Origin of the sequence: Pseudoduganella namucuonensis, from assembly GCF_900116645.1 — a bacterium.
Classification (GTDB): Bacteria; Pseudomonadota; Gammaproteobacteria; order Burkholderiales; family Burkholderiaceae_D; genus Rugamonas; species Rugamonas namucuonensis.
Map to the genome: position 1 here is coordinate 130,472 of NZ_FPBO01000022.1, position 13,930 is coordinate 144,401.

General features: G+C 66.7%; 12 protein-coding genes and 2 pseudogenes. 7 read left to right on the forward strand and 7 right to left on the reverse strand.

The features are described from left to right. Positions 1 to 270 precede the first annotated feature (270 nt). From BM436_RS21825 to BM436_RS21830, 3 genes and pseudogenes are all read right to left on the reverse strand, one after another. On the reverse strand, positions 271 to 1,479 hold the full coding sequence (locus tag BM436_RS21825) for a helix-turn-helix domain-containing protein (protein WP_093557641.1): 1,209 nt from the start codon (positions 1,477 to 1,479) through the stop codon (positions 271 to 273). A gap of 79 nt (positions 1,480 to 1,558) precedes the next feature. Continuing rightward, positions 1,559 to 1,627 (reverse strand): annotated as a pseudogene (locus BM436_RS38710) (electron transfer flavoprotein subunit alpha/FixB family protein); the annotation flags it as partial. Positions 1,628 to 1,789: 162 nt separating this feature from the next. Continuing rightward, entirely contained in the window at positions 1,790 to 2,653 is an 864-nt protein-coding gene (locus BM436_RS21830) for a LysR family transcriptional regulator (RefSeq protein WP_093557642.1), read from the reverse strand. A gap of 97 nt (positions 2,654 to 2,750) precedes the next feature. On the opposite strand from BM436_RS21830, the gene BM436_RS21835 reads away from it, so the two are divergent. Next, the gene (locus BM436_RS21835; protein ID WP_093557643.1) at positions 2,751 to 3,626 is read left to right on the forward strand and encodes a DMT family transporter; all 876 of its coding nucleotides are present in this window, start codon (positions 2,751 to 2,753) and stop codon (positions 3,624 to 3,626) included. Beyond that, on the forward strand, positions 3,627 to 4,949 hold the full coding sequence (locus tag BM436_RS21840) for an aminopeptidase P N-terminal domain-containing protein (RefSeq protein WP_093557644.1): 1,323 nt from the start codon (positions 3,627 to 3,629) through the stop codon (positions 4,947 to 4,949). 16 nt (positions 4,950 to 4,965) lie between these two features. On the opposite strand, the gene BM436_RS21845 is transcribed toward BM436_RS21840, so the two are convergent. After that, positions 4,966 to 5,970, reverse strand: a complete 1,005-nt coding sequence (locus BM436_RS21845) for a zinc-dependent alcohol dehydrogenase family protein (RefSeq protein ID WP_093557645.1) — start codon at positions 5,968 to 5,970, stop codon at positions 4,966 to 4,968. A gap of 97 nt (positions 5,971 to 6,067) precedes the next feature. Here BM436_RS21845 and BM436_RS21850 point away from each other — a divergent pair, with 97 nt between their 5' ends. Then, positions 6,068 to 6,946: a LysR substrate-binding domain-containing protein gene (locus BM436_RS21850; RefSeq protein ID WP_093557646.1), complete on the forward strand. Its 879-nt coding sequence runs from the start codon at positions 6,068 to 6,070 to the stop codon at positions 6,944 to 6,946. 98 nt (positions 6,947 to 7,044) lie between these two features. On the opposite strand, the gene BM436_RS21855 is transcribed toward BM436_RS21850, so the two are convergent. From BM436_RS21855 to BM436_RS21865, 3 genes are read right to left on the reverse strand one after another with little or no spacing between them, the layout of a single operon-like run. Continuing rightward, complete coding sequence (locus BM436_RS21855) at positions 7,045 to 7,785, reverse strand: substrate-binding periplasmic protein (RefSeq protein ID WP_093557647.1); 741 nt, start codon at positions 7,783 to 7,785, stop codon at positions 7,045 to 7,047. Then, positions 7,782 to 9,098, reverse strand: coding sequence for an ATP-binding protein (locus BM436_RS21860; RefSeq protein ID WP_229490585.1), 1,317 nt, complete (start codon positions 9,096 to 9,098; stop codon positions 7,782 to 7,784). Before BM436_RS21860 ends, BM436_RS21855 begins: the two co-directional genes overlap by 4 nt. After that, positions 9,095 to 9,835 carry a response regulator gene (locus BM436_RS21865; RefSeq protein WP_093557648.1) on the reverse strand — a complete coding sequence of 247 codons (741 nt, stop codon included), beginning with the start codon at positions 9,833 to 9,835 and terminating at the stop codon, positions 9,095 to 9,097. Before BM436_RS21865 ends, BM436_RS21860 begins: the two co-directional genes overlap by 4 nt. Before the next feature lie 176 nt (positions 9,836 to 10,011). On the opposite strand from BM436_RS21865, the gene BM436_RS21870 reads away from it, so the two are divergent. The 4 genes and pseudogenes from BM436_RS21870 to BM436_RS21885 all read left to right on the forward strand — a co-directional run. After that, the gene (locus BM436_RS21870) at positions 10,012 to 10,722 is read left to right on the forward strand and encodes a cytochrome c biogenesis CcdA family protein (RefSeq protein WP_093557661.1); all 711 of its coding nucleotides are present in this window, start codon (positions 10,012 to 10,014) and stop codon (positions 10,720 to 10,722) included. Between the two features lies 1 nt (position 10,723). Beyond that, entirely contained in the window at positions 10,724 to 11,260 is a 537-nt protein-coding gene (locus BM436_RS21875; protein ID WP_093557649.1) for a thioredoxin family protein, read from the forward strand. A gap of 35 nt (positions 11,261 to 11,295) precedes the next feature. After that, on the forward strand, positions 11,296 to 11,715 hold the full coding sequence (locus BM436_RS21880) for an organic hydroperoxide resistance protein (protein ID WP_093557650.1): 420 nt from the start codon (positions 11,296 to 11,298) through the stop codon (positions 11,713 to 11,715). Positions 11,716 to 12,534: 819 nt separating this feature from the next. Then, positions 12,535 to 13,930: pseudogene (locus BM436_RS21885) on the forward strand (heme utilization protein); the annotation flags it as partial.

Here is a 13,930-nt window from a genome sequence, read left to right on the forward strand (position 1 = left end):
AGAAAACAGCCGCACCTGTGCATACAAAAAACCGAAGTGCATGATCGGCTCTCCATTTGTATTTTTATAGCAGGAGCATATCGGCGCACATACCCACTGTTTCACATATGTGAAATGGAATTCAGTGCGTTTTTTCAGTGCGTTTTCTCGACGACGGACGCCGACCGACAGCCCGAGCATAGGTAGCGGGGCCAAGAGAATCTAACGATACAAGCGAAACCTCTATAAAACTGTAGAAATTGCGAGTGGTACTGTCAGGAGTGGAAGGGGTCAGGGCGGCGAGTCCGCCGCTGACTTCGCCGGGAAATCCTCGACGGGGGCTGGTTGTTGCGCCGAAATCGATCGAAACACTTTCGGGGTGCAGCCATATTCTTCCTTGAACAACTTATTGAAGTAGGAAACATTGGCATAACCAACGGAATACGCGATCTCCAGGATCGTGGCGCCGCTATTTTCGGACAGTAAGCGGGCCGCTTCCGTCAGCCGCAATTTATTCAGGTAACCGGTGAAAGTCATGCCCAGTTCCGATTTCAATAGATCATTGACTTTGGTTCGATTGACCCCGGTCGCGGTAACAACCGACTCCAAGACCAGGTTGGTATCGGTGTAATTGGTGCCAATGTATTTCAGAAGCCCCGCCTTTTCCTTATCCTTATACGGTTCCAGGGTTAATTGACGGTAGGCAGCCAGGGGAACATCTTTTCTCAGGCTGGTCGCCACGCTGGCAACCAGCGCGCGTGAATGGGCCCGGAAAAACCAGACCGCAAATACGGCCCAGCTGGCCAACAGCGCCACGGCCAGCCATGCGAAAGAGTGATAGTCGCGACCATGCAGCACGAGTTCGCTGATTTCCACTTGGGAATCGACGTCCGGGGGACTATTCAAATTGGCGCCGAAGGAAAGCTTTGCCACCTTGTCGAGGGTATAACCCTGGCTCGACATGTCCAGCTTCATCTTGTTGAGCCACCAGTCAGGCAGGGCGAGCCGGGTCAGGTCCAGGGAAACCGGCACCCCTTTCTTATTGCAGGAGAAATAGGTGGCCGGAACCCGGTAGGTTTGGAAGTCGGCCTTCTTCGAGATCTTCTCGTCGAAGGTGGTAAGGGAAAATACCATCGAATTCGAGGGAGTGCATTTGGCCAGGAAGGTGATGCTGGTGTACCTCGACCAGTCCGCCAGCACTTGCTGTCCTTTCGCGTCGATGAGCATCAGGTCGGCAGTAGCGAACGGGAACGCCACCGCTTTCGTCAGTTTCATGTCGAAACGCAGTTTGTCCGGCTGGTCATCGTGGATGCGGACGATCGAGGTGCCGCCCATCCCGCTATCCGTCCAACCGGCCGCCTCCAGGCGAACCCCGCCTCCCGCCCAAGGCAACAGGGAAAGGGAGCGATAGCTCTGATAAGTGAAAAAAGACACCATCAGCGCATTCGCCGCCACGAGGACAATGAGTGAGAGCAGCGCCTTCTTATATATCTCTTGCATTATGCCACTATTAGTTGAACTTTCATGAAGCCCGAACGCTTGCCAAGCGCCCTGTCCGCATCATAGCAAGGTTTCTAAAGATGGCGACAACGACCTTGGAGTCCTTCATGCCCGCCAAATGCTGGATCGCGCCGGAGATGCCAACCGCTTTTCCTCTCCAGAGGAACGTAAGCACTCGACCCGCATTCTCGGCCACGGGCGATCCGCGATGCATCCTACGTGAATGCCTTGGCCAAGTCCAAGGGGGGCGGGTGGTGGAAGACATCGCCGCCGTGCTTCGCCGTGGCCAGATATGCCTCCGGAACATTGCCTATCCCCGCGCCAGGCTCAACGCCGCCATGATCTCGCTGGCCAGGCACTCCGCCGCCGGCGAGCCGTTCTTGCGTCCCTTGATCAGCACGATATCCAGCGGCTCGACCGGCATCAGCCCCTCCGCCTTGCCCAGCCGCGCCAAGTGCGGCGGAACGCTGCATTCGGCCAGCGCCGCCACCGCCAGCCCCGCCTCGACCATGGCCAGGATGCCCAGCAGGCTGGGGCTGCTGTAGGTCGCGCAGTACGGCTTGCCGCTCTTCTCCAGCGCCCGCAGCGTGTGCGCCCGCGCCACGCATCCCTTCTCGTACAGCGCGACCGGCAGCGGCGACTTGTTCCACACCGCGTGCCGCGGCGAACCCACCCACACCATCGGCTCGCGCCGGATGAAGGCACCCGTCATGTCGTCGTCGCGCGTGACGAAGGCCAGGTCGATCCGCCCCTTTTGCAGCATGGGTTTCAGCAGCAGGCTTTGCAGGCAGACCAGCTCGATCTCCACGTTGGCGAACAGCTGGGCGAAGCGCTCCAGCACGGGCGGCAGCAGCGAGGACACGTAGTCGTCCGGCGCCCCGAGCACCACGCGCCCCACCACCTCCTGCGTGCGCAGCGCCGCCACGGCCTGCGACTCCATGTGCAGCATCTGGCGCGCGTACGGCAGCAGGCGCTCGCCGGCGGCGGTGAGTTCGATGCGGCGCGTGTGCCGCGCGAACAGCGCCTGGCCGACCGCCTCCTCGAGCTTCATGATCTGCATGCTCACGGCGGCCTGCGAGCGGTGCACGGCGTCCGCCGCGCCGATGAAGCTCATATGGTCCGCCGCGGCGACGAAGGTGCGCAGCTGGCTCAGGTTCAACTCGGCGTGGTCCATGGTTTCGAATATCGAATCAATATCATCAATTTAATCAGTTTGTCTGATGCATCCGCTTCCCCGATCATAGCTTGAAACAGCCAACCGGAGCACAGCGATGTCCCATCCCGCCTTACCCTTCGCGGCCGCGATGGCCATGCTTGGCACGCTGGGCGTCTTCGTCGAGGAGGCGGGGCTGGCGCCGGTGGCGACGGTGTTTTTCCGGTGCGTGTTCGGCGCGGCGGCGCTGGCGCTGTACTGCGCGTGCAAGGGCATGCTGGCGCGGGGAAACATGCCGGCCAAGAGCCTGGGGCTCGCGCTGCTGAGCGGCGTGCTGATGTGCGTGAACTGGGTGGCGTTCCTCGAGGCGATGCGCCGCGTCGGCATCTCGGTGGCGACCATCGTGTTCCACGTGCAGCCCTTCCTGGTCCTGATCCTCGGCTCGGCGCTGCTCAAGGAGCGCGTCGGCGCGGACAACTACGCCTGGGTCGGCGTCGGCTTCGCGGGCCTGGTGCTGGCCTGCGGACTGGGTCCCGGCACGCCGCTGGACGCTGGCTATCTGATCGGCATCGCCTGCACGCTCGCCGGCGCCGTCGCCTACGCGGGTGTCACGCTGACGACGCGCGCCATCCGCGGCATGCCGCCCCAGTTGACGGCCTTGATCCACTGCGTCGCCGGCGCCGTGCTGACGGCCGGCTTCGTCACCCCACCCGCCGGCGGCATCGGGGCCGCGCAGTGGGCCTGGCTGCTGGGACTGGGCCTGTTCCCCACCGCGCTCGCCTATGTCCTGATCTACGGCGCCACGCCGCGCATGGAGACGGCAGCGATCGCGGTGCTGACCTTCGTTTATCCGGCCACGGCGGTCGTGGTGGACTTCCTCGCCTACGGCCATCTCGTCGGCGCGGCGCAAGTCGCCGGCTTCGCGCTGATCGTCATCGCCAGCCTCGGGGTCAACCTGCGGTGGCGGCTTTTCCCCTCACTCGAAGGAGCATGAATGCAGCCCTACCACGCCAGACGCGCGCAGCTGATCGAACGGATGCGCGCGAACGGTGGCGGCGTCGCCGTCATCCCCACCGCCACCGAAGTCATGCGCAACAACGATGTCGAGTACCCGTTCCGGCACGACAGCTACTTCCACTACCTGTCCGGCATCACGGAACCGGACGCCGTGATCGTGCTGGTGGCCGGCGCCCGATCCCGCGCCATCCTGTTCTGCCGCGACAAGGACCCCGAGCGTGAAATCTGGCATGGCTTCCGTCACGGTCCGGAGGGCGCGCGCGGGCATTACGGTTTCGACGAGGCCTTCGCCATCTCGGCGCTTGACGATGTGCTGCCGACGCTGCTGGCCGAGGCGCCCGCGCTGTACGCCGGCATGGGACGCGACGCCGCCTTCGACGACCGCCTGCATGGGTGGCTGCATGGCCTGCGGCGCGGCGCGCGCGCCGGCGTGCGCGTTCCCTCGGTCACGCACGACGTGAACATGATCATGGATGAAATGCGGCTGCTCAAGAGCGGCGACGAACTCGGCGTCATGCGGCGCGCGGCGGCCATTTCAGCCGAGGCGCATCTGCGCGCCATGCGGGCCACGCGCCCTGGACTGGCGGAATACCAGATCGAGGCCGAGCTGATTTACGAATTCCATCGCCAGGGCGCGGCGGCGCCGGCCTATCCGTCCATCGTCGCGGCGGGAGCGAACGCCTGCGTGCTGCATCACAATCCCGGGCGGACACGGCTGCGGGACGGCGAGCTCCTGCTCATCGACGCGGGCTGCGAGTACGACGGCTACGCGTCGGACATCACGCGCACCTTTCCCGCCAATGGCGTGTTTTCACCGGCCCAAAGGGAGATCTACGACATCGTCCTGGAGGCCCAGCTCGCCGCGATCGCAGCGGTCCGTGCCGGCGCCCATGTCATGTCGCCGCACGAGGCCGCCGTGCGCGTGCTGGCGCAAGGCATGCTGGACACGGGGCTGCTGAAGGGCGACCAAGCGGGATCGGCCGACGACGTCGTCGCCGGCGGCGGTTACCGCCGCTTCTTCATGTGCCGCACCAGCCACTGGCTGGGCATGGACGTGCATGACGTCGGCGGCTACCGCGAGCCGGGGCGGGAGGCCTGGCGCGTGCTTCGTCCCGGCATGACGCTCACCGTCGAACCCGGTCTGTACATCAGGCCGGCGCCGGACGTGCCGGAGCGCTACTGGAACATCGGCGTCCGCATCGAGGACGACGTCGCGGTGACGCCGTCCGGCGGGGAGGTGATGAGCGCCGGCGCGCCCAAGTCGGTCGACGAGATCGAGGCCGCGATGCGCGGCCGCTGAAGCCCGCGCGCGCGGCTCAATGGGCGATGGCGAGCTTGCCGAAGTGCCGTCCGCCCGCCGCGAGCTCGGCGTACGCCGCGCCGGTCTCGCCGATGTCGAACACGCGGTCGACGACCGGCACGATGCGGTGGGCCGCGATGGCCCGCGCCGCCTCCGCCAGGTCGGCCACCGAGCCGGTGTTGTTGCCAACGACGCGCAAGGCCTTGACGATCATCGGCAGCAGGTCGATCGAGGCCGCCGTGCCGCCGACGAAGCCCACCGTGAACACCGTGCCGCCCACCGCCGCCGCGTTCAGCGAACGCGCGAAGTTGGCGCCGCCCACCGTTTCCACCACCAGGTCCGCGCCGCGCCCGCCGGTGAGCGTCAGCACCTCCTCGTCCCAGGCCGGGGTGGCGCGGTAGTTGACCACGTGGTCCGCGCCGAGCCGGCGCGCGCGCTCCAGCTTTTCGTCGGACGACGAGGTCACGATCACCGTCGCGCCGGAGGCCTTGGCGAACTGCAGGGCGAAGATGCTGACGCCGCCCGTACCCAGCAGCGCCACCACCGAGCCGGGCCGCGCCCGCGCCGAGCGCACCGCGTTCCAGGCCGTGGTCGCGGCGATGGGCAGCGTCGCGCCCTGGATGAAGTCCAGGTGGGACGGCAGCGCGACCAGGCTGGCGGCGGGCACGGCCACGTACTCGGCCAGCGAGCCCGGCAGCGTAACGCCGCGCAGCGCGGCCACGTTGCGCGGGGTGATGGCGCCGCCCTGCCAGGCGGGCATGAAGTGCGGCACCACCCGGTCGCCGATGGCGTGGCTGGCGACACCCTCGCCCAGCGCGGCCACTTCCCCCGCGCCGTCGGCGACCGGGATCATGGGGAAGCCCGCAGCGGGGAACTTGCCGGTGGCGACGGCCACGTCCAGGAAATTCAGCGCGGCCGCGCGCAGGCGCACCAGCACTTCGCCGGGCCCGGCCTTGGGCTCGGGCAGTTCGGTGCGGCGGAAGGCCGTGAGGGCGGGGGCGGTGAGTTCGATGGCTTTCATGGGGCGTCTCCGAAGTGGGGAAAGACACAAGTGTTATTTAAAATAAAAAGGAGATAAACTAGCGTTTGATTGATTAATTTGAAAGCCGGAGTGTTGAATGGATTTGCTCGACAGCATGGAGGTTTACGTCCTGGCCGTGGAAAAAGGCAGCCTCAGCGCCGCCGCCGCCGCCAGCGGCATCTCGGCGACGATGGCCGGCAACCACCTTCGCACGCTGGAGACGCGGCTGGGCATGAAGCTGCTGAACCGCACCACGCGGCGCCAGCATCTGACCGCCTTCGGCGAGGACTACTACGTGCGCTGCAAGGAAATCCTGCGGCTGGTGGCGGAAACGGACGCGCAGGCGCACAACCTGCAACTGGCGCCCGCCGGCAAGCTGCGCGTCACGGCGCCCGTCACTTTCGGCGCCGAGGCGCTGATGCCGGCCCTGCCGGAATACCTCGGCCGCCATCCCCAGGTCAGCATCGATATCGATCTTTCGGACCGGGTGGTCGACCTGGCGGAGGAGGGATGCGAGGCGGCCATCCGCGTCGGCCGGCTGCCGGATTCGGACCTGGTCGCCAAGCCGCTGGGGCCGTACCGGCTGATGATCTGCGCCTCGCCCGATTACCTGGCGCGCATGGGCACGCCAGCCAGGCCGGAAGACCTCGGCCGGCACGAGTGCCTGTCCTTCTCGCCCGCCGCGCTTTTGCGGTGGCGCATGGCGGACGGGGACGGCGAATATTGCGTGCCCGTCTCGGGCCGGGTGCGGGTGAATCACGGCCACGCGCTGCGCTCCGCCGCGCTGCACGGCCTGGGCGTCGTGCTGCAGCCGGCCATCCTGCTGGAGGCCGATGTCCGGGCGGGACGCCTGGTGCGCCTGCTTCCGGAGTACGAACTGCCCAGCCGGCCGATGAGCGTGGTCTACCTGCCGGATCGCTACCGCTCGCCCAAGCTGCGCAGTTTCGTCGATTTTCTGGTGGAGCGGTTCGGCTGATTCGCCGTGTTTCGCGCCAGCGGTGCAGTGCGGAATCTCAACTAAAGAGCATCTTATGCTGTCACATTGCGTGAAAATCGCCAAAAAATGAACGCGGCTCAGTTCAAGCCGTACTTGCCCAATATGCGCCTGTACGTCCCGTCCGCCCGCATGTCCTGCATGGCGCGCTGGAAGGGCAGGGTGTCGTCCTCGGTGTGGTCGAGCGAGCCGGCCAGCCAGGCGGTGGTGCTGCGCACCGGGGCGCTGAGCTCGAACTCGTCCTCGGCCGCGCGGCTTTTCAGCGAGGTGCGGATGATGTTGCGCTCGCCGAACGAGGCGTCGGCCATGCCGCCCTTCAGGAAGCGGTGCACCTCGTCGATGGACCTGGCCTCGACAAGGTCGCGGTAGCCCAGCTCGCGCAGGATGGCGCCCTGCGCCGCGCCGCGCAGCAGCGTGACGCGGCGGTCCTTCATCTCCAGCGGGCGCCGCACGTCGAAGCGCTTGCCGCGCGGGGCCACGAAAACGTAGTGCTCGTCGTACAGCGGCGCCAGCCAGCGGAATTGCCGCTCGCGTGACGGTATCCGCGTCAGCGGGAAGATGGTGGTGGCGGGCATCGTGGTGGCCAGGAACAGCGCGCGCCGCCAGGGCACGAATTCGGTCGCGGGCGCGACGCGCAGGCGCCGGCACAACTCGGTCACCATTTCGTGCAGCGCGCCCGGCCGCTCGCCGCCATGCTCCAGCACCAGCGGCGGCAGGTGGGTGCTCACGATGCGCAGCTTGCCGTTCCGCGCCGATGCCGGCGGCGCCAGCGGCGCGCAGGCGCCGGCCAGCAGCAGCCCCAGTATTTCTCTTCGTTTCATCGATTATCCGTTCCGTCCGCGCCACGCAATATTAGCCGCGCTTCCAGCCCGCCGCCGGAACGGTTCCGCAGCGACAGCTCCGCGTTCATGGCGAGCGCGAGCTGGCGCGCGATGGCCAGGCCGAGGCCGGTGCCCCCCGTGCCGCGGTTGCGCGAGGTTTCCAGGCGGTGGAAGGGCTCGAACACGGCCTCCAGCGATTCGGGCGGGATGCCGGGGCCGCGGTCGAGCACGGAGACGGACACGCGCCCGTCCTCCAGCGCCGTCACCGCGATCTCGGCCGCGCCGGCGAACTTCAGCGCGTTGTCGACCAGGTTGCCCAGCACGCGGCGCAGCCCCTGCGGGCGCGTCACCAGGTCCCGGCCGACCGCGCCCCGCAGCGTGACGTCCTTGCCGGCGTCGGCGTAGTCGCACACCAGGCTGTCGAGCAGCGCGTCCGGGTCGACGCGCAGCGGCGTCTCCGCCGCGCCGTGCAGCGTGCGGGCGTAGGCCACGCCCTCCTTGACCAGCGTTTCCATCTCGCGCAGGTCCTGGCGCAGCTTGGCGGACTGCGCGTCGTCGTCCATCAGGTCCACCCGCAGCCGCATGCGCGTGATCGGCGTCTGCAGGTCGTGCGAGATGGAGGCGAGGATCTGCAGCCGCTCGGCCATGTAGCCGGCGATGCGGTCCTGCATGGCGTTGAAGGCGCGCGCCGCGCGCGCCACCTCGGACGGGCCGTCCTCCGGCATGCGCTGCGCGCGCAGGTCCGGTCCCAGCGCGTCTGCCGCCTCGGCCAACTGGTGCAGCGGGCGCGTGGCCAGCCGCACCGCCAGCCAGCAGCAGGCGCCCAGCACGGCCAGCTGCACCAGCATCAGCAGCGGCAGCCAGGGGGACATCGGCACGCCCGGCGGGGCCTGGTAGTCGATGGTCAGCGGCGCGCCGTCGCCCAGCCGCAGGTGCACCTGCAGGCGCTCGGGCTCGCCCGGCACCATGTTGGCGGTCAGCGGGTAGGCGGTGCCGATGCCGTCGGCGATGGACGCGGCCACCATGGCCGACAGCGACGCGTCCGGCGGCGCGCCGGCGACGCCGGGGCCGAGGATGAACCGGTAGCTGCGGCGCGCCAGCCGCGGCAGCCAGGCGGGGCGCTCGGCGGCGGGCAGGCGGTCGAGCAGGGCGACCGAGCTGGCCACCTCGCGTTCGATGTAGCCCATCATCAGCTTGCTGGTGGCCTGGTCGCGCTCGGTCATGGTGAGCCAGGACGACAGGGCCTGCGCCAGCGCCAGGCCGACGAACAGGATCAGGGCCAGCCTGGCGAACAGGCTGCGCGGCGGGATCACGGGGCGTCGCCCAGGATGGTCACGGTGGCCGAGAACACATAGCCCTCGCTGCGCAGCGTCTTGATGTAGCGCGGTTCGCGCGCCTCGTCGCGCAGGCGCTGGCGCAGGCGGCTCACCAGCAGGTCGATCGAGCGGTCGAACTGGTCGGCGTCGCGGCCCTGGGTCAGGTTCAGCAACTGGTCGCGCGTCAGCACCCGCTGCGGGTGGTCGAGGAACACGCGCAGCAGGCGGTACTCGGCCCCGCTCAGCGCCACCATGGTGCCGCCGGCGTCGAGCAGGTGGCGCGCCGTGGTGTCCAGCCGCCAGTCGCCGAAGCCCAGCATCTGCGCGCTTTCCGTCACCTGGATGTTGGGCGGCAGCATGCGCGTGCGGCGCAGCACGGCGCGGATGCGGGCCAGCAGTTCGCGCACCGCGAAGGGCTTGGGCAGGTAGTCGTCGGCGCCCATCTCCAGGCCGATGATGCGGTCCACCTCCTCGTTGCGGGCGGTCAGCATCAGCACCGGCACGGCGCGGAATTTGCCGGCGCGCAGTTCGCGGCACAGCGCCAGGCCGTCCTCGCCGGGCAGCATCAGGTCCAGCACGATCAGGTCGGGCGCGCCGCCATCGAGCACGGCGCGCATCTGGCGGCCGTTGGCGGCCAGCGAGGTGCGCATGCCGTTCTTTTCAAGGTAGGCGGCGATCAGTTCGCGGATGTCGTGGTCGTCGTCGACGATCAATACGTGGTCGGTGGTTTCCATGCGGCGATCATACCCCAGGCCGCGTCGAAGGTATGCGGCTGGCGGAGGGAGATTTGTGTCGCCGTGTATCAGGCGCCGTACAGATACATAACATTGCACACGGCCCCGTTTTGCGACACAAGCGGGATACCCGGGCGCGGTCCAATGGAGCCTTGTTCAACACCGCGAGGCTCACCATGCACAACCTGCTCGAGATTCCGCTGGCCCTGCTGGCCGGCCTGTTCACCGTCGCGTCGCCCTGCATCCTGCCCGTGATGCCCATCGTGCTGGGCACGGCGGTCGGGCAGACGGCCGGCCGCCGGCCCCTGTTCATCGTGGCCGGCTTCATCGTCGCCTTCGCCTCGTTCGCCATGCTGCTGGGGGCGGCGTCCAGCTTCGTCAATTTCGCGCAGGACGCGCTGCGCAACACCGCCATCGCGCTGCTGGCGCTGGCCGGCCTGCTGCGGGTGTGGCCGCAACCCTACGACTGGCTGGTGGCCCGCGTGCAGCGGATGCTGCCAACGATGGGGGGCAGCGCGGGCGGCGGCGCGGGCGGCGGCAACGCCGGCGGCTTCGTGCTCGGCATGTCGCTGGGCGCAGTGTGGACGCCGTGCGCCGGCCCCGTGCTGGCCTCCATCCTGGCGCTGGTGGTCAAGGCGCAGGACCCGGCCTGGTCGGCCCTGCTGCTGACGCTGTACGCGGTCGGCGCCGGCATTCCCATGCTGGCCATCATCTACGGCGGCCGGTACGTGACCGGCCGCGCCCGCCTGCTGGCGCGCCACGCCCACCGCCTGCAACAGGTGTTCGGCGTGCTGGTGATGGCGACCGCGCTGGCGATCCACCTGCAATACGACATCCTGGCCTACGCCTGGACCGCGAACCTCTTCCCCACCCTGAAAGGACTGTGACATGTTTTCTCCGCTTAAGAAGCTCGCCATCGAGGCGGTTCTCGCCACGGCCGCGCTCGCGTCCGCCACCACCACCGCCTCGGCCGCCCAGCTCCGGCAGGGCGCCGCCGCGCCCGAATTCACCGGCATCGAGAAATGGCTCAACAGCGAGCCGCTGACGATGCGTGAGCTGCGCGGCAAGGTGGTGCTGGTCGATTTCTGGACCTACACCTGCATCAACTGCATCAACACGCTGCCCCATGTGAAGAGCTGGCACCAGAAGTACCAGCAGCAGGGCCTGGCGGTGGTGGGCGTGCACACGCCGGAGTTCCCGTTCGAACGCAGCACCGAGAACGTGAAGACCGCCATCAAGCGCTTCGACATCCGCTACCCGGTGGCGCAGGACAACCGCTACGCCACCTGGGGCGCGTACGGCAACCAGTACTGGCCGGCGGTCTACCTGTTCGACAAGAAGGGGCAACTGGCCTACACCCACTTCGGCGAGGGCGACTACGCGCAGACCGAGGCGAAGATCCAGGCCTTGCTGGCCGCGCCCTAAGCATTAATCACCGACATCATTGAAAGGAGCTCACCATGACCCACCTCGAAAAAGTACTGTACACCGGCAAGACCCACACCTCCTCCGGCGGCCGCGGCGGCACTTCGCGCAGCCCGGACGGCCGCCTGGACATCCAGCTGTCGCCGCCCGGCGGCGCGGGCGCCGGCACCAATCCCGAGCAATTGTTCGCCGCCGGCTGGTCGGCCTGCTTCATCGGCGCGATGGGCAAGGCGGCCGCGGCGATGAAGGTCACGCTGCCGGACGACCTGAGCGTGGACGCGGAAGTGGATCTGGGCACGACGGACGGCGCGTACTTCCTGCAAGCCCGTCTCGGCGTCAGCCTGCCCGGCCTGCCACCCGAAGTGGCGCGGGCGCTGGTGGACGCGGCACACCAGACCTGTCCCTACTCCAAGGCCACGCGCGGCAACATTCCCGTTGAAATTTCACTTAAATAGCCCTGGGCTATTTATTGGGGGAGGGCGCCGCCGAGGGGCGGCGGCCCTGTTTGTACTATGCAAATCGCGGTCTGGTCACTTCCGGATTGCAAGTTCTGGTCGACGGTCTTACGGCAAGTTTCTCACACATTGTAACCACTCAAATCGTGTCTTTTTCACCATGGAAATTCCACCCCTTCTCCTATGAGAGCGGGGTGTTGCCATGAGTAAACGCAAATGTTGCTTCCCCGCCCAGTTGCGGGGCCGAGACACGGGGGCAAAATCGTTCTTTACGGCAAATAATTACGATATACTGCCACGTACTGTCATAGGTGATGCCCTCATTTCGGGGTCTGACCCCGGTGCCCCGACCGTCCCGCCGAATTAATTCCTTAGGTTAACAAGTTTACTTAATGAAACCCGGCCACCGGTCGCTCTGTACCGTAACGTTGCATTGTTTTTGCGTTGAGCGGCAAGGCGTTATGTAACTGGAAAAGTTTCTTACGGCAACATCCCAAATGTTGGAATACAGCATTAGGTGCCTAAAGTTAACTTTCCGGGTGACGTTAAAGAAGAGACGGCTGTGCCCGCACAGCGTAGTAACTGGTTTACATAGAACAGACGGCGATTTCGCCACTATATAGAGAGATTGCAAGCCAGGGTGACCCCCACGGCTGTCAGTCGTGTCTTGACGTACTAGAGTAGTGCCCCCCAAGGAGAACAGAAATGAGCCTCGTCACCAGCATGTCAACAGCCCAGATCGCTGCCATCACAACGCAGCAAATCAAGACGTTGGTGACATCGGATATCGCCGGTTTGAACTCAGACCAGATCAGAGCATTGACCACTGATCAAATCGGCGCGTTTACATCCTCGCAAATGCCGGCCTTCACCACCCAGCAGCTGGCCATCGCGCTGACCACCGACCAGGCCGTGGCGCTGACCACCCTGCAAGCGGCTTCCCTGACCAGCGCCCAAGTCGGCGCCCTGTCGAGCAACGCCCTGGCCGCGCTGGAAACCGATGATATCGCCGCTCTGAAAACCTCCGCCATCGCGGCACTCTCGACTGTACAGTTGAATGCGATGACCACCGACCAGCTGATCGCGCTGACCACCGGCCAGGCCGCCTCGCTGAGCAGCGCCCAGTTTAGCGGCTTGAGCACCAATGGTGTCGCCGCGCTGGAAACGGCCGACGTCGCCGCGCTGAAAACCGCCGCCATCGGCGCCCTGTCGACCAACCAGATGGCCGCGCTGACCACCGACCAGATCGGCGCGCTGAAAACCGCGCAAGTGGCCGCCCTGGGCACCAACGCACTCGCCAACGGCCTGACTACTGATCAGGCCGTTGCGCTGACCTCGCAACAAATCGGCGCCCTGTCGACCACGCAATTCAACGCGCTGTCCACCGGCGCCGTTTCCGCTTTGGCCACCTCCACCATCGGCGGCCTGAAAACCAACGTCATCTCCACGCTGCGCACCGCGCAACTGGCCTCGCTGACCACCGACCAGGTCGGCGCGCTGAGCACCGCCCAAGTGGCCGCCATCACGTCGTCCTCGATGGGCTCGCTGACCACCGACCAGATCGTCGCACTGACCAGCAACCAGGCCGCCGCGCTGAGCAGCGCCCAGGTTGGCGGCCTGTCCACCAACGCCCTCGTCGCGCTGGAAACCGGCGACGTCGCCGCACTGAAGACCTCGGCCATCGCCGGCCTGTCGACCGCCCAGGCTTCCGCCCTGACGTCCGACCAGCTGATCGCCCTGACCACCGGCCAAGCCGCTTCGCTGAGCAGCTCCCAGGTTTCGACCCTGGCCACCGCCAGCCTGGCAGCGATGGAAACCGCCGATATCGCCTCGTTGAAGACCGCCGCCATCGCCGGGCTGTCGACCAACCAGATGACTTCGCTGACCACCGACCAGATCGGCGCGCTGAAAACCGCGCAGATCGCCGCGCTGACCACCAACGCCCTGGCCGCCGGTCTGAACACCGACCAAGCCATCGCGCTGACCTCGCAGCAACTGGGCGCGCTGTCGACCACGCAATTCAACGCGCTGACCACCTCGGCCGTCGCCGCGCTGGCCACCGCCAACATCGGCGGCCTGAAAACCAACGTGATCGCCACCCTGCGCACCGCGCAGCTGGCTTCGCTGACCACCGACCAGATCGGCGCCCTGAGCACCCAGCAAGTCGCCGCGATCACCACCGCGTCGATGACCGCGCTGACCACCGACCAGATCG